The following is an 18,597-nucleotide window of genomic DNA, read 5'->3' on the forward strand; positions in this document are numbered from 1 at the left end:
GCCAGCAACTGGCTATCTACCGAGCCATCAACGGTATTGGAGGAAGACGTTGTCTCGCCCAAACTGGTCACGCAAAGCTTGAATCAAGCCATCAGCGGGATCAATTCGCCAGGTCTCGCCGAACTGCAACATCGCCTTCGCGTCGTTACCGGTGTACTCCATGGTCACCGGGCACGCGCCACGGTGACGTTTTAGCAGGTCACCCAACCAGCGTAGCTGATCGCCCTTGAGAGCCTCGGTTTTCACCTTCAGGCGCAGGCTTTCGGCCAGGTTGGTGCGCGCATCCTCCATGCTCATCACCCGCTTGATCCGCAGGCGCAGGCCACCGGAGAAGTCGTCGTTGCTGACCTCCCCTTCCACCACCACCATGGCGTCGGTCTGCAACAGCGACTGGGCGGAGTGGAAGGCATCGGCAAACAGCGACGCTTCAATCCGGCCCGAGCGGTCGTCGAGGGTGATAAAGCCCATCTTGTCGCCCTTTTTATTTTTCATCACGCGCAGCGCGATGATCATGCCGGCGACGGTCTGGGTGTCGCGCGCCGGTTTCAGGTCGATGATGCGCTGACGGGCGAAACGACGGATTTCACCTTCGTATTCGTCAATCGGGTGACCGGTCAAGTACAGGCCCAGGGTGTCTTTTTCACCCTTGAGGCGCTCCTTGAGGGTCAGCTCCTTGGCCTTGCGATGGTTGGCATAGACATCCGCGTCTTCTTCGACGAACAGCCCGCCAAACAGGTCGGCGTGGCCGCTGTCGTGGGTACGGGCGGTCTGCTCGGCGGCCTTGATCGCTTCTTCCATGGCGGTCAACAGCACCGCGCGGTTACGGTCGATATTGGCCTGGTAGGCCTTCGGCTCATCATGGAAGTACGGCCCAAGACGGTCGAGTGCGCCGCTGCGGATCAAGCCATCGAGGGTACGTTTATTGATGCGCTTGAGGTCGACCCGGGCACAGAAGTCGAACAGGTCCTTGAACGGGCCGTCTTGGCGCGCTTCGGTAATGGCTTCCACCGGGCCTTCGCCGACGCCCTTGATCGCGCCCAGGCCATAGATGATACGGCCCTCGTCGTTGACCGTGAACTTGAACTCCGAGGCGTTCACGTCCGGCGCGTCGAGACGCAGCTTCATGGTGCGCACTTCCTCGATCAAGGTCACGACCTTGTCGGTGTTGTGCATATCCGCCGAGAGTACCGCCGCCATGAAGGGCGCCGGGTAGTGGGCTTTCAGCCAGGCGGTCTGGTATGAGACCAGGCCGTAGGCGGCGGAGTGGGATTTGTTAAAACCGTAACCGGCGAATTTTTCCACCAGGTCGAAGATGTTACCGGCCAGGTCCGCGTCGATATTGTTGGTGGCGCAACCTTCAATGAAACCACCGCGCTGCTTGGCCATTTCCTCGGGTTTTTTCTTACCCATGGCGCGACGCAGCATGTCCGCACCACCCAGGGTGTAGCCGGCCATCACCTGGGCGATCTGCATCACCTGTTCCTGATACAGGATGATGCCGTACGTCGGCGCCAATACCGGCTTGAGGCCTTCGTACTGGTAGTCGGAGTGCGGGTAGGCCAGTTCGGCGCGACCGTGCTTACGGTTGATGAAGTCGTCCACCATGCCCGATTGCAGCGGGCCCGGACGGAACAGGGCGACCAGTGCGATCAAGTCTTCCAGGCAGTCGGGCTTGAGCTTTTTGATCAGCTCCTTCATGCCACGGGATTCCAGCTGGAATACCGCCGTGGTTTCGGCTTTTTGCAGCAGCGAATAGGTCGGTTTGTCGTCCAGCGGGATAAACGCGATATCCAGCGGTTCTTCACCGACCTTGGCACGGTCACGGTTGATGGTCTTGAGCGCCCAGTCGATGATCGTCAGGGTTCGCAGGCCGAGGAAGTCGAACTTCACCAGGCCGGCAGCCTCGACGTCGTCCTTGTCGAACTGGGTGACCAGGCCGCCGCCTTCTTCATCGCAATAGATCGGCGAAAAGTCGGTCAGCTTGGTCGGTGCGATCACCACGCCACCGGCGTGCTTACCGACGTTACGGACGACGCCTTCGAGCTTGCGCGCCATTTCCCAGATTTCGGCAGCCTCTTCATCGACCTTGATGAAGTCGCGCAGGATTTCTTCCTGTTCGTAGGCTTTTTCCAGGGTCATGCCGACTTCGAACGGGATCATCTTGGACAGGCGATCCGCCAGGCCGTAGGACTTGCCCTGTACCCGCGCAACGTCGCGGATTACCGCCTTGGCGGCCATCGAACCGAAGGTGATGATCTGGCTGACCGCGTTGCGGCCGTATTTTTCGGCCACGTACTCGATCACACGGTCGCGACCGTCCATGCAGAAGTCGACGTCGAAGTCGGGCATGGAGACCCGTTCCGGGTTGAGGAACCGCTCGAACAGCAGGTCATACTCCAACGGATCGAGGTCGGTGATCTTCTGCACATAAGCCACCAGCGAGCCGGCACCTGACCCCCGGCCCGGACCTACCGGCACGCCGTTGTTCTTGGCCCACTGGATAAAGTCCATCACGATCAGGAAGTAACCGGGGAACCCCATCTGGATGATGATATCCAGCTCGAAATTCAGGCGGTCGACGTAGACCTGGCGCTTGGCTTCGTAATCTTCGGTGGTGTCCTTGGGCAACAGGACCGAGAGCCGCTCCTCAAGCCCATCGAACGAGACTTTGCGGAAGTATTCGTCGATGGTCATGCCATCGGGAATCGGGAAGTTGGGCAGGAAGTGCTTGCCCAGCTTCACCTCGATATTGCAGCGCTTGGCAATCTCGACGGAGTTTTCCAGGGCCTCGGGCAGGTCGCTGAACAGCTCGGCCATTTCCTCGGCGCTCTTGAGGTACTGCTCTTCGCTGTAGTTCTTCGAGCGACGTGGGTCATCCAGGGCCCGGCCTTCACCGATGCACACACGGGTTTCGTGGGCTTCGAAATCTTCCTTCTTGATAAAGCGCACATCGTTGGTCGCCACCAACGGTGCCCCCAGCTTGTCGGCCAGCGCCACGGCGGCGTGCAGATGCTCTTCATCGTTGGGGCGGTTGGTACGCTGGACTTCCAGGTAGAAACGGTCGGGGAAGACAGCCATCCACTCGCGGGCCAGCACTTCAGCTTCCTGCGGGTTGCCGCCAAGCAGCGCAATACCGATTTCGCCCTCTTTGGCCGCCGAGAGCATGATCAAGCCCTCGCTGGCTTCGGCTACCCACTCACGCTCGATGATGATCGAGCCGTTGCGCTGACCGTCGATAAAGCCGCGGGAGATCAATTCGGTGAGGTTGCGATAACCCACGCCATTCATCGCCAACAGGCTGATGCGGCTCAGGGGGTTATCCGGGTCTTTGTTGGACAGCCACAGGTCGGCGCCGCAGATCGGCTTGATACCAGCGCCCATGGCGTTCTTGTAGAACTTGACCAGGGAGCACATGTTGTTCTGATCGGTAACCGCCACCGCGGGCATATTCATGCCCACCAGGGTTTTGACCAGGGGTTTGATCCGTACCAGGCCGTCGACCAGGGAGTATTCAGTGTGCAGGCGCAGGTGAACGAATGAAGCCGGCATAGTGATCCTGTCCAGAAACTTAGAAACAACAAGGCCCGGGATTGTACCGGGCCTGGGCAAAAACATCAGCCTCGCGACTAAACCTCGCTGGGGCTCTCGCGCAGCTCGTAGGCCTGGCGCACCGGGGCGAACGAGCGCCGGTGGATCGGGGTGGGACCGAGGCGAGCCAGGGCTTCCAGATGAACGGGGGTCGGGTAGCCTTTATGACCACCGATGCCATAACCGGGGTAGATCAATTCGAACGCGGCCATTTCACGGTCGCGGCTGACCTTGGCCAGGATCGAAGCTGCGGCAATCGCCGGCACCTTGCTATCCCCCTTGACCACCGCTTCGGCCGGCATCGCCAGTTTCGGGCAGTGGTTGCCGTCGATCATCGCCAGTTTGGGCGTGATATGCAGGCCCTCGACAGCGCGCTGCATGGCCAGCATGGTGGCGTGGAGGATATTCAGTTCGTCGATCTCTTCGACTTCGGCCCGGGCAATATGCCAGCTCAAGGCTTTTTCACAGATCTCGTCGTAGAGTTTTTCACGGCGCGCTTCGGTGAGCTTTTTCGAATCGTTGAGACCCAGGATCGGGCGACTCGGATCTAGGATCACCGCCGCGGTGACCACCGCGCCACACAGCGGGCCACGCCCGACTTCATCAACGCCAGCCACCAGCGCATGGGCTTCGGCAACCAGACTGAAATCCAGGCCCATTTGCGTGCTCATAAGGCTTCCTGTTGTTGGCCAATCAAGGTCAGCACGGCATCAGCCGCCTGGTTCGAAGCATCACGGCGCAGGGTGCGGTGGATGTCATCGAAACCACGGGTCTGCTCTTCGCCGCCGTCGATCAAGGGTAGTAGCGTTTGTGCCAACGCCTCGGGCGTTGCATCGTCCTGCAACAACTCCGGCACCAACAGGCGCTGGGCCAGGAGGTTGGGCAAGGAGATATAGGGGCTCTTGACCATGCGCTTGAGAATCCAATAGGTCAGCGGCGCCAGGCGATAGGCCACGACCATCGGACGCTTGTAGAGCAAGGCTTCCAGGGTCGCGGTGCCCGAGGCAATCAGCACCGCGTCACACGCCGCAAGGGCCAGGTGCGACTGGCCGTCAAGCAGCGTCAGCGGCAGGTTGCGCCCCTCCAGCAGTGTTTCGATCTGCGCACGACGTTGCGGGCTGGCACACGGCAATACGAAGCGTATGCCAGGCTTCAGTGCCTGAAGGCGCTCGGCCGCATCGAAAAACACACTGGCCAGGCGACCGACTTCGCCACCGCGACTGCCGGGCATCAAGGCAACGAGCGGACCGTCGGCCAAGCCCAGTTCGGCACGCGCTGCGGCGCGATCTGCCTGCAGGGGGATGGTATCGGCCAACGTGTGGCCAACAAACCGTACCGGCACGCCCTTCTCTTCGTAGAACCTGGCTTCGAACGGTAGCAAGGTCAACATCAGGTCGCAGCCTTCACGGATCTTCAGTACACGTTTCTGCCGCCACGCCCACACCGACGGACTGACGTAATGCACGGTCTTGATCCCGGCCTGACGCAGCTTGAGTTCGATATTGAGGGTGAAGTCCGGCGCATCGATACCGATAAAGACGTCGGGCTTTTCTTCGATCAGCGTCTGAATCAGCAGCTTGCGTCGAGCCAGCAGCTCGCGCAGACGGCCCAGCACTTCCACCAGCCCCATGACCGACAGGCGCTCCATGGGGAAGTATGACGTGAGCCCTTCGGCCTGCATCAGCGGGCCTCCCACACCGATGAACTCCACCGCCGGATGCTGGGCCTTCAACGCCCGCATAAGGCCCGCACCCAGGATGTCGCCGGAAGCTTCTCCGGCGACCAACGCAATACGCAGATTGGCCATGATCAGCGGGTAATGCCGCGAGTCGACGCCTGGATCGAGTCCCGGAACACCGCGACTTCCGGGAATAACGCAGCCGGCTCGGTCAGTTCATTCAAGGCCTGTTCGACCGTCAACCCCTGGCGGTAAACCACCTTGTAGGCGCGGCGCAGGGCGTGGATCGCCTCCTCGCTGAAACCACGACGGCGCATGCCTTCGAAGTTCATGCTGCGGGCTTCGGCCGGGTTGCCGAAGACCGTGACGAATGCCGGGACGTCCTTGCCGATGGCAGTGCCCATGCCGGAAAAGCTGTGGGCGCCGATATGGCAGTACTGATGCACCAGGGTGAAGCCGGACAGGATCGCCCAGTCATCAACATGCACATGGCCCGCCAACGCAGTGTTGTTGACCAGGATGCAGTGGTTGCCGATAACGCTGTCATGGCCGATGTGGGCATAGGCCATGACCAGGTTGTGATCACCCAGCGTGGTTTCGGCACGATCCTGCACGGTGCCACGGTGAATGGTCACGCCTTCACGGATGATGTTGTGATCACCGATTACCAGGCGCGTCTCTTCACCTTTGTACTTCATGTCCGGGGTGTCTTCGCCTACCGAGGAGAACTGGTAGATGCGATTGTGTTTGCCAATGCGGGTCGGACCTTTGAGGATCACGTGCGGCCCGATGACAGTCCCCTCGCCGATTTCCACACCTGCGCCGATGATCGACCAGGGGCCGACCTCAACGTCGGCGGCCAGAACGGCCGACGGATCGATGATTGCGCGAGGGTCAATCAAACTCATAGTTTGCGTTCCGCACAGATGATCTCTGCGGAGCACACCGGCTTGCCATCCACCGAGGCCTGGCATTCGAACTTCCAGATCTGGCGCTTGCAGCTGATGAACTTGGCTTCCAGGATCAGCTGGTCACCCGGGGTGACGGGGTTGCGGAAACGCAACTTGTCGGAGCCCACGAAATAGTAAAGCGTGCCGTCGGCAGGCTTGAGGTCGAGCATTTTAAAACCAAGGATACCGGCAGCCTGGGCCATTGCTTCGATGATCAACACGCCGGGCATGATCGGATGCGCGGGAAAGTGACCATTGAAGAATGGTTCGTTGATGCTGACATTCTTGTAGGCACGAATGCGCTTTTCCTCAATGTTCAGGTCCACTACACGGTCCACCAGCAGGAACGGGTAACGGTGAGGCAGGTATTCGCGAATCTCGTTGATGTCCATCATTTCGGGGGGAAGCCTGTAATAAAGATTGGGGGCGAGCGAACTAAACGCACGCCCCGCTAGCAAATCAAGGAGGCAGTCTAGCGGCTGTGCACACTTGATATGGAAATGGTATCAGCCTTCTGATGAAGCATTACCGCCAGGGGTCACGTCCCCAACACGCTTTTCCAGCTGCTTGAGGCGTCGAGCCATGTCGTCGAGCTGCCTCAAACGTGCTGCACTCTTGCGCCATTCAGCCGCAGGCTGCATGGCAGTTCCGGAAGAATAGGCACCGGGCTCGGTAATCGAGTGGGTGACCATGGTCATGCCGGTGATGAAGACGTTGTCGCAAATATCGATATGCCCTACCAGCCCTACACCGCCAGCGAGCATGCAATGCTTGCCGATCTTGGTGCTGCCGGAAATCCCCACGCAGGCTGCCATGGCGGTGTGATCGCCAATCTGCACGTTGTGGGCAATCTGGATCTGGTTGTCGAGCTTCACGCCGTTACCGATCACGGTATCGGCCAGGGCCCCGCGATCGACAGCCGTGTTGACGCCGATTTCCACGTCATCGCCAATCAATACACCGCCAACCTGGGCAATCTTGTGCCAGACACCTTTGGCGTTGGCAAAACCAAAACCTTCGCCACCGATCACGGCGCCCGACTGGATCACTACGCGCCGCCCGATACGCACATCGTGGTACAGGGTAACGCGCGGAGCCAACCAGCCATCGGCGCCGATTTCGCAGCGTGCACCGATAAAGCAGTGTGCGCCGACCGTCACACCGGCAGCGATGCGTGCACCACTCTCGATCACTGCAAACGCGCCAATACTGGCGGCAGGGTCGACTTGGGCATCATCGGCGATCACCGCCGACGGATGGATACCGCCAGCGGCCTTGGGCTTCGGATCGAACAGATGCGATGCTTTCGCGTACGACAGGTATGGGTCGGCTACTACCAGCGCATCCCCGGCATAACCCTCGGCGTCAGCGGCCTTCAGCAACACGGCTGCGGCCTGGCAGTCGACCAGGTATTTACGGTATTGGGGATTTGCGAGGAAGCTCAACTGAGCTGGGCCAGCCTCCTGCAAGGTGGCTAGCCCAGTGATTTCTTTCTCCGGGGAGCCACGCAAGGTAGCTCCCAGGAACTCGGCCAACTCGCCGAGCTTGATAGTCGCGGTCATGGCTTACTTCAGCTGATTCATGCGCTCGATCACCTGGCGGGTGATGTCGTATTGAGGCTTGACGTCAATCACGGCGCCACGCTCGAACACCAGGTCAAAGGCACCTTTCTTGATAACTTCTTCCACGGCGCTGTCGAGCTTGGGCTTGAGCTGCTTGAGCATTTCGCGGTCGGCAACAGCCTTGGCTTCGTTCAGCTCCTTGGACTGGAACTGGTAGTCACGAGCCTTTTGCTTGAATTCAAGCTCCAGACGCTCGCGCTCGCCTTGCTGCATTTTGTCACCGCCGGCTACCAGACGATCCTGGATGCCCTTGGCGCTGCTTTCCAGCGTTTTCAGCTTGGTCAGTTGCGGACCGAATTTTTTCTCTGCATCCACTGCGTACTTCTTGGCCGCATCGGATTCCAGGAGGGCCATCTGATAGTTCAGGACGGCAATTTTCATTTCGGCGAAGGCCGGGGTGGCTACCAGCACAGTTGCCAGCAGAACCAATTGAGTCAACTTACGCACGATGTACTCCTACAGAATCCGTTGTCGTTATCTTGGGTCAGACGCTTAGAACGTCTGGCCGAGGGAGAATTGGAAAATCTGGGTTTCAGCGTTATCCGGTTTCTTGATCGGCATGGCCAGAGCAAAGCTCAACGGACCAAGCGCAGTCACCCATGTCACGCCGACACCCACGGAGCTCGCCATGTTACTCAGGCTCACATCGTTACATTGGGTGTTGGACTTCACGCCCGTTGGGTTGGTGACCTGCTCGCACTTGGAATCGAACACGTTACCCACATCCCAGAAAACCGAAGTACGCAGGGACCGCTGATCTTTGACGAACGGCAGAGGGAAGAGAATTTCCGCACCACCCTGGATCAACACGTTACCACCGAATGGCAGCGCACTAGTATCGGTGTCCGCCACGGTTCCGGTGTTACCGGTCACGGCAGCGCCACGGCTCGGGGTACCACGCGGGCCCAGTGTGCTGTCCTTGAAGCCACGCACCGAGTTGAAACCACCGGCATAGTAGTTCTCATAGAACGGCAGGCCGTTGGTCGAACCATAGCCGTCGCCATAACCCAGCTCAGTGTGCAGGCGCATGGTGTAGTTATCGCTCAGCGGCTGGAACAACTGGCCACGGTAGTCGAGCTTGAAAAACGAGAGGTCGCTGCCAGGCGTAGTGGTTTCCAGGGTCAGGCTCTGGGAGTGACCTCGGGTTGCCAGTACACCTTTGTTCAGGGTCGACTCGGACCAGCCGGCAGAGGCCTTGAAGTTCAGGAACTTATCGCCTTCACGACGGGTAAAGTCAAAGATCTCATCCACGGTGTACACACCGGTCTTGATCTCATCCTGCTGCGCGGTAAGGCCGAAGGTCAGGCGCGAGGTCTCGCTGATCGGGTAGCCGATGTTGACACCCGCCCCCAGGCTGTCGATCGCATAGCTTGCTACGTTAACGTCGAGGTCTTTGTAGTCGGTGGTGCGATAGAAGGCGTTGTAGCCCAGGCTCACACCGTCAGCTGTCCAGTAGGGGTCGACATAACCGAAGTTATAGCGGCTCTGGTATTCGCTTCGGGTCAGGCCAATGGAAACCTTGTTACCGGTACCGAGGAAGTTGTTCTGGGTGATCGAACCGCCCAGGATCAGACCGGCACTCTGAGCAAAACCGACACTGGCGGTAATCGAGCCCGATGCTTGTTCCTCTACGGCGTAGTTCACGTCAACCTGGTCGTCTACACCCGGTACGGCCGGGGTTTCAACGTTCACTTCCTTGAAGAAGCCCAGGCGCTCAAGACGGGTCTTGGACTGGTCGATCAGGTAAGTCGACGCCCAGCCACCTTCCATCTGGCGCATTTCACGACGCAGCACTTCGTCCGCTGACTTGGTATTGCCACGGAAGTTGATGCGGTTCACATAGGCACGCTTGCCCGGGTCGACCACGAAGGTGATATCCACGGTGTGGTCATCATCGTGCGGGGTCGGTACACCGTTGACGTTGGCGAAGGTATAGCCTTCGTTACCCAGGCGACGGGTGATCAGCTCGGAGGTGGTGGTCATCAGCTTGCGCGAGAACACCTGGTCCTTCTGCACCAGCAACAGCGCCTTGACCTGGTCTTCAGGCACTTTCAAGTCGCCGCTGAGCTTGACGTCACGAACCTTGTACTTCTCGCCTTCGTTGACGTTGACTGTGATGTAGACGTGCTTCTTGTCCGGGGTGATGGACACCTGGGTCGAAGCGATATCCATGTTGATATAGCCGCGGTCCAGGTAGTAGGAGCGCAGGCGTTCCAGGTCACCGGAGAGTTTTTCACGAGCGTACTTGTCGTCGTTCTTGAAGAACGACAACCAGTTGGTGGTCTTGAGTTCGAACAGGTCGATCAGGTCTTCATCAGCGAACTTGGTGTTACCCACCACGTTGATGTGCTGAATGGCCGCCACGGTGCCTTCGTTGATGTTGACCTTCAGGCCCACACGGTTACGAGGCTGCGGGATCACTTCGGTTTCAACGGTTGCGGAGTAGCGACCCTGGGCAACGTACTGGCGTTGCAGCTCGTTACGCACACCTTCAAGCGTCGCGCGCTGGAAGATCTCGCCCTCGGCCAGGCCGGATTGCTTGAGGCCCTTCATCAGGTCTTCAGTGGAGATCGCCTTGTTGCCTTCGATCTCGATACTGGCGACGGAGGGTCGCTCGACGACGGTGATGACCAGGACGTTGCCTTCGCGACCCAGTTGGATGTCTTGAAAGAACCCGGTTTTGAACAGCGCACGAGTGGATTCCACCAGGCGACGGTCATCAGCCTGTTCCCCGACGTTCAACGGCAAGGCACCAAAGACGCTACCCGCGGAAACCCGCTGGAGGCCGTTGACGCGAATATCGGAGATGGTGAAGGACTCGGCGTGAACTTCGGCGATCATCAATACGGTGAGAACCGCAGTTAGCAGCAGACGTTTCATGAAGTCCTTTCTTATTCCAACTGGCAATAAACAAACTGCCGCAAAATGCGGCAGATTCGCAATTCAGCGAAGCGTTACAGACGTCCCAGATCGTTGACCAAGGCTAACAACATCACCCCGACCACCAAACTGATACCAATCTGTATCCCCCAACCCTGCACCCGATCCGACAAGGGGCGACCACGCGCCCACTCGACCAGATAAAACAACAGATGCCCCCCATCCAATACCGGAATGGGCAGCAAATTCAGAACCCCAAGACTAATACTCAGATAAGCCAGGAAATTCAGGAAATCCGCGACACCCGACTGGGCAGAAGCGCCCGCCACTTTAGCAATGGTTATCGGCCCACTCAAGTTTTTTACCGAGAGCTCGCCGAACAACATTTTCTTGAGGGACTCGAGGGTCAGCACACTCATGGTCCAAGTACGTTTTGCACCCTCGCCAATCGCGGCCACTGGCCCGAAACTGACCTCGCGCACCATCGATGGCGGCCAGTCCGGACTTTTCACGCCGGCACCGAGGTAACCCCCGGCCGCCTTGGCTTCGCCCCGCACCGCCAGGGTGACAGGGACGTCGATTTGAGCACCATCGCGCTCAATTTTCAGCACAATTTTGGTATCAGGGCGTACACGCACCAGGTCGACCACTTGCTGCCATTCGCCCAGCGCCTGACCATCAAGGGCCAACAGGCGATCACCGGTTTTCAGACCTGCGGCCTGGGCGGGACCTTTCGGGTCCAGCTCGGCCAGGACCGGCGGCAAGGCCGGGCGCCAGGGTCGAATCCCCAGGGACTTGATCGGATCCGGCTCGTCGGCCCCCTTGAGCCAATGGTCCAGGGCCAGCTCACGCGGGGACTCGGCAGTGGAATCCTGCTCGCGTACCACCACCTTGACGGTGCCGCTCTCACCCAAGCGACGCACCAGCTGCAAATTGACCGCACCCCAACCAGTGGTCGGCTCGCCATCAATGGAAACTATTTCCTGCCCGGCGACCAATCCAGCCTTGGCGGCGATGCTGTCCGACTCAACCGCACCGATGACCGGGCGAATCTGCTCGCTACCGAGCATGGCCAGGACCCAGAAGAACACCATGGCCAGCAGGAAATTGGCGATCGGGCCAGCAGCGACAATCGCAATACGCTGACGAACCGTCTTGCGATTGAAGGATTGATCGAGCTGATCCGCCGGCACTTCGCCTTCGCGCTCATCGAGCATCTTGACGTAGCCACCCAGGGGGATCGCCGCAATCACGAATTCGGTGCCACGGCGGTCGTGCCAGCGCAGCAGCGGCATGCCGAAACCAACGGAAAAGCGCAGTACCTTGACGCCGCAACGACGCGCCACCCAGAAGTGGCCGAATTCGTGGAAGGTAACCAGCACACCCAGAGCAACCAGGGTGCCGACAATCATGTAAAGCGCACTCATCTAATTTCTCCGCATTCCAATCCAGTGCCTGAAGGCTAAAACGCGCCCAAAGACTAACGCGCGTTGCGGTTCAACCATTGTTCGGCCAGGGTCCGGGCCTTGGTATCCGCCTCGAACACTGCCCCCAAATCATTCACTGCCACCACGGGTTCAAGACTTAGAACATCCTCGATGATACTCGCGATCTGCGGAAAGCGGATGCGCCGTTCGAGAAACGCCGCCACCGCAACTTCATTGGCCGCATTGAGCATTGCCGGTGCGCTGTTACCCGCCTCGGCCGCCAGCCGCGCCAAACGCAGGCAGGGAAAGCGCTGCTCGTCCGGCGCCTCGAAGTCCAGGCGGGCAATAGCGAACAGGTCCAGAGGCGCGACACCCGAGTCGATACGCTCCGGCCAAGCCAGGGCGTTGGCGATCGGCGTACGCATATCGGGGTTGCCCAACTGCGCCAATACCGAACCGTCCACGTAGTCGACCAGGGAATGAATCACACTTTGCGGGTGAATCACCACCTCGACCTGCTCAGGCCGCGCGTCGAACAGCCAGCATGCCTCGATCAACTCCAGGCCTTTGTTCATCATGCTCGCCGAGTCGACGGAAATTTTGCGCCCCATGGACCAGTTCGGATGGGCGCAAGCCTGGTCCGGAGAGACATGCTCCAGCTCAGTCAACGGCGTCTGCCGGAAAGGACCACCCGAGGCCGTCAGCAAGATCCGACGCACGCCGACCTGGCTCAAGCCGCGAGCAAAGTCGCCCGGCATGCATTGGAAGATCGCGTTGTGCTCACTGTCGAGGGGCAGCAGCACCGCCCCGCTCTTACGCACCGCTTGCATAAACAATGCGCCGGACATCACCAGCGCTTCTTTATTAGCCAGCAGGATCTTCTTGCCGGCGTCGACAGCCGCCAGGGTCGGGCGCAAGCCAGCAGCACCGACGATAGCAGCGACAACGGTATCCACCTCGGCATCGGCCGAGACCTGGCACAAACCTTCCTCCCCCACCAGCACCTGGGTAGCCAAACCCGCGGCGCGCAGATCATCCTGCAAACCCCGCGCAGCCGTAGCCTCGGGTACGACGGCAAAGCGCGGCGCATGGCGCACGCACAGGGCCAGCAACTCACTCAAGCGGCTGAAGCCGGTCAGCGCGAAGACTTGATAGCGTTCCGGGTGACGAGCAATCACGTCCAGGGCGCTCAACCCTACCGAACCGGTCGCGCCCAGCACGGTGACCTGTTGCAGGCGGCTCACGAGGCGCTCATCCACAACAGCACGGCAAAGATCGGGATCGCGGCCGTGAGGCTGTCGATGCGATCCAGCACGCCACCATGACCCGGCAGCAGGTTGCTGCTGTCCTTGATCCCGGCCTGGCGCTTGAACATGCTTTCAGTGAGGTCACCCACCACCGAGATGAATACGACAATGGCCGTACCCAGCAGGGCCAGGAAGACTTCCTTCATCGACCATTCGCGCACGACACCAACAACAAGCGTGATCACCAGTGTCAACGCCAGGCCGCCATACACGCCTTCCCAGCTTTTGCCCGGGCTGACGGCGGGTGCCAGCTTGCGCTTGCCAAAGGCCCGGCCGGAAAAGTAGGCGCCAATATCAGCCCCCCAGACCAGCACCATTACCGCGAGGATCAGCTCATTACCAATCGGGTAGCGCTTGATCTCCACCAGCCCTTGCCAGGCCGGCAGCAGGATCAGCAAGCCAATCACCAATTTGCAGGCGACACTGGACCACTGGGCACTGGTGCGCGGATAGGTCAGCACCAGGAACGTCGCCAGCGCCCACCACAACACCGCCGCCCCCAATACCCAGGGCGCGATGTCCGGCAGGATGTACATCAGGAACAGCAACAGCGCTACCACCGCCGCATAGACCAGGCGTGGCAACTGCGTACTGAACCCTGCCAGGCGCGCCCATTCCCAGGCCCCGAGGATTACAACCAGGCCAATAAACAGCGCAAAGCCGGAACCGTCGAGCAGGAAAAATCCACACAAGGCAATCGGCAGCAGGATCAGTGCTGTGATGATTCGTTGTTTAAGCATTTAAACCCGGGCTCCAGCTTCGATCTGCTCGCTCGTTTTACCGAAGCGACGCTGACGGGAAGCGAAATCGGCCAGCGCTTTACGCATGGCATCGTGTTTGAAGTCCGGCCAGAACAGGTCGGAGAAGTACAACTCGGTGTAGGCCAATTGCCACAATAGAAAGTTACTGATGCGGTGCTCACCACCGGTGCGGATACACAGGTCCGGCAACGGCAGGTCGCCGGTCACCAGACAGGTTTGCAACAGTTCGGGCGTGATGTCGTCCGGGCGCAGATGGCCGGCCTGCACTTCGCGAGCCAGCCGCTGCGCAGCCTGGGCGATATCCCACTGGCCGCCATAGTTGGCGGCGATCTGCAGTACAAAGCGGTCGCTGCCAGCTGTGATCGCCTCGGCTTCGCGCATGGCGGCCTGCAAATCCGGATGGAATCGCGAACGATCACCGATGATGCGCAGGCTGATTTTATTGTCGTTGAGACGCTTGGCCTCACGACGCAAGGCCTTGAAGAACAGGTCCATCAGGGCACTGACTTCCTCGGCAGGCCGCTGCCAGTTTTCACTGGAGAAGGCGAACAGGGTCAACACTTCGACCTTGGCCTCGGCACACACCTCAATCACCGCCCGCACCGCATCGACACCCGCTTTATGCCCGGCGACACCAGGCAGAAAGCGTTTCTTCGCCCAGCGATTATTCCCATCCATGATGATCGCGACATGGCGCGGCACCACAGAGGGCACAGTCTGCTTGGTCTTTTCCATGAAGGCGTCCTGACCCCTTATACGGCCATCAGGTCCTTTTCTTTTTCTTCAGTAGCCTTGGTAATCTGGGCCTCGGCTTCTTTAGTCAGCTTGTCGATATCGGCAATAGCGCGACGTTCTTCGTCTTCGCTGATTTCCTTGTCCTTGACCAGCTTCTTCAGGTCACCCAACGCATCACGACGGATGTTTCGCACGGCAACACGCGCGTCTTCAGCAGCACTGCGCGCCTGCTTGGTGAAGCCCTTGCGGGTTTCTTCGGTCAATGCCGGCATGGAGATCAGCAACAACTCGCCCAGGTTGGTCGGGTTGAGGTTCAGGCCGGCACTTTGGATGGCTTTGTCGACAGCAGCGAGCATGTTGCGCTCGAAAGCCACGACTTGCAGGGTGCGCGAATCTTTTACGGTTACGTTGGCCACACCGCTCAGGGGGGTGTCGGCGCCGTAATACGGCACCATCACGCTACCCAGGATGCTCGGGTGCGCCTTGCCGGTACGAATCTGGCCGAATGCGTGGCTCAGAGACTCCAGGGATTTCTGCATACGCGCTTGGGCGTCTTTCTTGATTTCATTGATCATTGTTGGCCTTCCTCGATCAGAGTCCCTTCCGCGCCGCCGTGTACGATATTCAGCAGGGCGCCGGGCTTGTTCATGTTAAATACGCGCAGCGGCATCTTGTGGTCGCGGCACAGGCAAATAGCCGTCAGGTCCATCACGCCCAGCTTGCGATCCAGCACTTCATCGTAGGTCAGATGATCGAACTTCTCGGCATGCGGGTCTTTGAATGGGTCTGCGGTGTATACGCCATCCACCTTGGTGGCCTTGAGCACTACGTCAGCATCGATTTCGATGGCGCGCAAGCAAGCAGCCGAATCCGTGGTAAAGAATGGATTGCCAGTACCGGCGGCGAAGATCACCACTTCCTTGGAGTTCAAGTGACGCATGGCTTTGCGGCGATCATAGTGATCGGTCACACCAACCATGGAAATAGCCGACATCACGATTGCCGAGATATTGGCACGCTCCAGGGCGTCGCGCATGGCCAGGGCGTTCATCACAGTGGCCAGCATGCCCATGTGGTCACCCGTGACCCGATCCATACCGGCCGCACTCAGTGCCGCGCCGCGGAACAGGTTACCACCCCCGATCACCAGGCCGACCTGGACACCGATGCCGACCAGTTGGCCGACTTCCAGCGCCATGCGATCGAGCACCTTGGGATCGATCCCGAACTCTTCCGAGCCCATCAGGGCCTCGCCGCTAAGCTTGAGTAGAATGCGTTTATAGCGAGCCTGATAACCACTGCCCTGCTGAGCCATTGCGAATCTCTCCTGCGGCGTATTTTTAAAAATTCTTGGCGAGCCGTTTACGGCTTGCGTTCACTCTAGCTGGACGCTATCACAGCGCCATCGGATCACGGCTTTGTAAGCCAGTTCCGAGGGGAAGCCAAATAAAATTAGCCTTCCCATTTGAAAAGAGGCTGCGCGCGTGAGCGGGCAGCCTCTTTCGGGCGACAGTTGGAACCTGTCTTATTGCTTGGCGGCAGCCAGCTGGGCAGCAACTTCTTCAGCGAAGTTGTCGACCGGCTTTTCGATGCCTTCGCCTACTTTGAAGTAAGTGAAGGAAACGATTTCAGCACCGGCTTTCTTGGCCAGTTCGCCAACCTTGATTTCAGGGTTCTTGACGAACGCCTGCTCAACCAGGCTTGCTTCAGCCAGGAACTTGCTGATACGGCCTTTGATCATGTTTTCAACGATGTTCTCTGGCTTGCCAGCGATTTTGTCAGCGTTGAGGCTCAGGAACACAGCTTTTTCGCGCTCGATTGCGTCAGCAGACACTTCCGATGGCAGCAGGAACTCAGGGTTGCTGGCCGCTACGTGCATAGCGATGTCTTTGGCCAGCTCAACAGTGCCGCCCTTCAGAACAACAGCTACACCGATCTTGTTGCCGTGCAGGTAACCACCAACAACATCACCTTCAACGCGAACCAGGCGACGAATGTTGACGTTTTCGCCAACCTTGCCGACCAGTACCAGACGGTCTGCTTCTTGAGCTTCGATCAGCGGAGCGGCGTCAGTCAGTTTGTCGGCGAACGCTTTCTCAACGCTGGCAGCAACAAATGCCTTGAAGTCGTCCTGCAGGGCCAGGAAGTCAGTCTGCGAGTTCACTTCCAGCAGGACTGCGGATTTACCGTCTTCCTTCAGGGCGATAGCGCCTTCAGCAGCAACGTTGCCTGCTTTCTTGGCAGCCTTGATGGCGCCGGAAGCACGCATGTCATCAATGGCTTTTTCGATGTCGCCGCCGGCCTTGGTCAAGGCCTTTTTGCAATCCATCATGCCTTCGCCGGTACGCTCACGCAGTTCTTTGACCAACGCTGCAGTAATCTCTGCCATTTCAAAATCCTCTTGGATAGGTTTTCAACCATTCCACCCGATCAAACGGGCGATCAATTCTTCCCGAATCTCCCTTGTAGGCCGCTGCACGTTACAGATGATGTAGCTGCGCTGCCGACAAATGGTTTTCGAGGTGGCAAAAAGGGGGCCAAGCCCCCTTTTTGCTTACTGAGTCAACGCCAGGGCGTCAATTACTCAGCTGCGGCTACCGGAGCTTCTTCAACGAACTGCTCGGTGCCACCAGCAACGTGGTTGCGACCACGGATAACAGCGTCAGCCATCGAACCCATGTACAGCTGGATAGCGCGGATGGCGTCATCGTTGCCTGGGATGATGTAGTCAACGCCTTCCGGGCTGCTGTTGGTATCGACTACGCCGATAACAGGGATGCCCAGCTTGTTGGCTTCGGTGATCGCGATGCGCTCGTGATCAACGTCGATAACGAACAGTGCGTCAGGCAGACCGCCCATGTCCTTGATACCACCCAGGGAACGATCGAGCTTTTCCAGGTCGCGAGTGCGCATCAGCGCCTCTTTCTTGGTCAGCTTGGCGAAAGTACCGTCTTCGGCTTGCACTTCAAGGTCACGCAGACGCTTGATGGAAGCACGGATGGTTTTGAAGTTGGTCAGCATGCCGCCCAACCAGCGGTGATCGACGTACGGCGAACCGCAACGTGCTGCTTCTTCAGCAACGATCTTGCCAGCGGAACGCTTGGTGCCAACGAACAGAATCTTGTTTTTGCCCTGGGCCAGGCGCTCTACGAAAGTCAGCGCTTCGTTGAACATTGGCAGGGTTTTTTCAAGGTTGATGATGTGGATCTTGTTACGCGCGCCGAAAATGTACTTACCCATTTTCGGGTTCCAGTAACGGGTCTGGTGACCGAAGTGCACACCGGCCTTCAGCATATCGCGCATGTTGACTTGGGACATGATAGTTCCTTAATAAGTCGGGTTTGGCCTCCACGTATCCCAATGACCAACCAGCGGCATCAAGGCCTCCGGCACCCAGGTCATCGTGTCGACACGTGTGTGGATTTAAGCTTTGCGGGGTATCCCCGGAAAGCGGCGCATTTTATACCACAGCAAGGGCGAAAACGAAACCCGCAATCACATTTGCCAACGACGTCTTTTGCGCAAGCCTTTGAATAGAGCCAATATAGCCCCACCTTATAGAGAGAACCGATCACCAGACGCTCATGATTTGCCACCCGCGTCTGGTAGAATCGCGTTTTTTGGGCTTGTGCGAATTCTGTAACCTTTT

General features: G+C 58.8%; 16 protein-coding genes. All 16 read right to left on the bottom strand.

Annotated elements, in window-relative coordinates:
* Nucleotides 1-27 precede the first annotated feature (27 nt).
* The 16 genes from dnaE to rpsB all read right to left on the bottom strand — a co-directional run bounded on the left by dnaE (nt 28) and on the right by rpsB (nt 18,266).
* Nucleotides 28-3,549: a DNA polymerase III subunit alpha gene (dnaE, locus tag QU606_RS09635; RefSeq protein ID WP_069075391.1), complete on the bottom strand. Its 3,522-nt coding sequence runs from the start codon at nt 3,547-3,549 to the stop codon at nt 28-30.
* Between the two features lie 77 nt (nt 3,550-3,626).
* Nucleotides 3,627-4,259, bottom strand: a complete 633-nt coding sequence (gene rnhB, locus QU606_RS09640) for a ribonuclease HII (RefSeq protein WP_304998343.1) — start codon at nt 4,257-4,259, stop codon at nt 3,627-3,629.
* The gene (lpxB, locus tag QU606_RS09645) at nt 4,256-5,395 is read right to left on the bottom strand and encodes a lipid-A-disaccharide synthase (RefSeq protein ID WP_024073834.1); all 1,140 of its coding nucleotides are present in this window, start codon (nt 5,393-5,395) and stop codon (nt 4,256-4,258) included. The genes rnhB and lpxB overlap by 4 nt, the downstream gene beginning before the upstream one ends.
* A 2-nt stretch (nt 5,396-5,397) precedes the next feature.
* Nucleotides 5,398-6,174: an acyl-ACP--UDP-N-acetylglucosamine O-acyltransferase gene (gene lpxA / locus QU606_RS09650; RefSeq protein WP_024073833.1), complete on the bottom strand. Its 777-nt coding sequence runs from the start codon at nt 6,172-6,174 to the stop codon at nt 5,398-5,400.
* Nucleotides 6,171-6,611 (bottom strand): 3-hydroxyacyl-ACP dehydratase FabZ, encoded by a 441-nt coding sequence (fabZ, locus tag QU606_RS09655; protein WP_016976866.1) that lies wholly within the window; start codon nt 6,609-6,611, stop codon nt 6,171-6,173. The genes lpxA and fabZ overlap by 4 nt, the downstream gene beginning before the upstream one ends.
* A gap of 111 nt (nt 6,612-6,722) precedes the next feature.
* Nucleotides 6,723-7,778, bottom strand: coding sequence for a UDP-3-O-(3-hydroxymyristoyl)glucosamine N-acyltransferase (gene lpxD / locus QU606_RS09660; RefSeq protein ID WP_304998344.1), 1,056 nt, complete (start codon nt 7,776-7,778; stop codon nt 6,723-6,725).
* A 3-nt stretch (nt 7,779-7,781) separates the two neighbouring features.
* Complete coding sequence (locus QU606_RS09665) at nt 7,782-8,285, bottom strand: OmpH family outer membrane protein (protein ID WP_003219314.1); 504 nt, start codon at nt 8,283-8,285, stop codon at nt 7,782-7,784.
* Between the two features lie 45 nt (nt 8,286-8,330).
* Nucleotides 8,331-10,718: an outer membrane protein assembly factor BamA gene (gene bamA / locus QU606_RS09670; protein ID WP_024073831.1), complete on the bottom strand. Its 2,388-nt coding sequence runs from the start codon at nt 10,716-10,718 to the stop codon at nt 8,331-8,333.
* A gap of 74 nt (nt 10,719-10,792) precedes the next feature.
* Nucleotides 10,793-12,145, bottom strand: a complete 1,353-nt coding sequence (gene rseP / locus QU606_RS09675; protein ID WP_024073830.1) for a sigma E protease regulator RseP — start codon at nt 12,143-12,145, stop codon at nt 10,793-10,795.
* Between the two features lie 53 nt (nt 12,146-12,198).
* Nucleotides 12,199-13,389, bottom strand: coding sequence for a 1-deoxy-D-xylulose-5-phosphate reductoisomerase (ispC, locus tag QU606_RS09680; RefSeq protein ID WP_024073829.1), 1,191 nt, complete (start codon nt 13,387-13,389; stop codon nt 12,199-12,201).
* Nucleotides 13,386-14,192, bottom strand: a complete 807-nt coding sequence (locus QU606_RS09685; protein WP_024073828.1) for a phosphatidate cytidylyltransferase — start codon at nt 14,190-14,192, stop codon at nt 13,386-13,388. Before QU606_RS09685 ends, ispC begins: the two co-directional genes overlap by 4 nt.
* Nucleotides 14,193-14,948 (bottom strand): polyprenyl diphosphate synthase, encoded by a 756-nt coding sequence (gene uppS, locus QU606_RS09690; protein WP_024073827.1) that lies wholly within the window; start codon nt 14,946-14,948, stop codon nt 14,193-14,195. It lies immediately after the preceding gene.
* A gap of 17 nt (nt 14,949-14,965) precedes the next feature.
* Nucleotides 14,966-15,523: a ribosome recycling factor gene (gene frr, locus QU606_RS09695; RefSeq protein ID WP_150055834.1), complete on the bottom strand. Its 558-nt coding sequence runs from the start codon at nt 15,521-15,523 to the stop codon at nt 14,966-14,968.
* Nucleotides 15,520-16,263 carry a UMP kinase gene (pyrH, locus tag QU606_RS09700; protein ID WP_003189161.1) on the bottom strand — a complete coding sequence of 248 codons (744 nt, stop codon included), beginning with the start codon at nt 16,261-16,263 and terminating at the stop codon, nt 15,520-15,522. Before pyrH ends, frr begins: the two co-directional genes overlap by 4 nt.
* Before the next feature lie 210 nt (nt 16,264-16,473).
* The gene (gene tsf / locus QU606_RS09705) at nt 16,474-17,337 is read right to left on the bottom strand and encodes a translation elongation factor Ts (protein ID WP_024073825.1); all 864 of its coding nucleotides are present in this window, start codon (nt 17,335-17,337) and stop codon (nt 16,474-16,476) included.
* A 191-nt stretch (nt 17,338-17,528) separates the two neighbouring features.
* Nucleotides 17,529-18,266: a 30S ribosomal protein S2 gene (rpsB, locus tag QU606_RS09710; protein WP_003219330.1), complete on the bottom strand. Its 738-nt coding sequence runs from the start codon at nt 18,264-18,266 to the stop codon at nt 17,529-17,531.
* Nucleotides 18,267-18,597 lie beyond the last annotated feature (331 nt).

The sequence above is a fragment of the Pseudomonas sp. OVF7 genome (genome assembly GCF_030644265.1).
GTDB classification, from domain to species: Bacteria; Pseudomonadota; Gammaproteobacteria; order Pseudomonadales; family Pseudomonadaceae; genus Aquipseudomonas; species Aquipseudomonas gorinensis.

Bases quoted from the DNA above. Each gene is read 5' to 3' on its own strand.
- lpxA (WP_024073833.1), bottom strand. From the start codon at position 6,174: ATGAGTTTGATTGACCCTCGCGCAATCATCGATCCGTCGGCCGTTCTG.
- dnaE (WP_069075391.1), bottom strand. From the start codon at position 3,549: ATGCCGGCTTCATTCGTTCACCTGCGCCTGCACACTGAATACTCCCTG.
- rnhB (WP_304998343.1), bottom strand. From the start codon at position 4,259: ATGAGCACGCAAATGGGCCTGGATTTCAGTCTGGTTGCCGAAGCCCAT.
- pyrH (WP_003189161.1), bottom strand. From the start codon at position 16,263: ATGGCTCAGCAGGGCAGTGGTTATCAGGCTCGCTATAAACGCATTCTA.
- rseP (WP_024073830.1), bottom strand. From the start codon at position 12,145: ATGAGTGCGCTTTACATGATTGTCGGCACCCTGGTTGCTCTGGGTGTG.
- lpxD (WP_304998344.1), bottom strand. From the start codon at position 7,778: ATGACCGCGACTATCAAGCTCGGCGAGTTGGCCGAGTTCCTGGGAGCT.
- fabZ (WP_016976866.1), bottom strand. From the start codon at position 6,611: ATGATGGACATCAACGAGATTCGCGAATACCTGCCTCACCGTTACCCG.
- rpsB (WP_003219330.1), bottom strand. From the start codon at position 18,266: ATGTCCCAAGTCAACATGCGCGATATGCTGAAGGCCGGTGTGCACTTC.
- frr (WP_150055834.1), bottom strand. From the start codon at position 15,523: ATGATCAATGAAATCAAGAAAGACGCCCAAGCGCGTATGCAGAAATCC.
- tsf (WP_024073825.1), bottom strand. From the start codon at position 17,337: ATGGCAGAGATTACTGCAGCGTTGGTCAAAGAACTGCGTGAGCGTACC.
- lpxB (WP_024073834.1), bottom strand. From the start codon at position 5,395: ATGGCCAATCTGCGTATTGCGTTGGTCGCCGGAGAAGCTTCCGGCGAC.
- uppS (WP_024073827.1), bottom strand. From the start codon at position 14,948: ATGGAAAAGACCAAGCAGACTGTGCCCTCTGTGGTGCCGCGCCATGTC.
- QU606_RS09685 (WP_024073828.1), bottom strand. From the start codon at position 14,192: ATGCTTAAACAACGAATCATCACAGCACTGATCCTGCTGCCGATTGCC.
- bamA (WP_024073831.1), bottom strand. From the start codon at position 10,718: ATGAAACGTCTGCTGCTAACTGCGGTTCTCACCGTATTGATGATCGCC.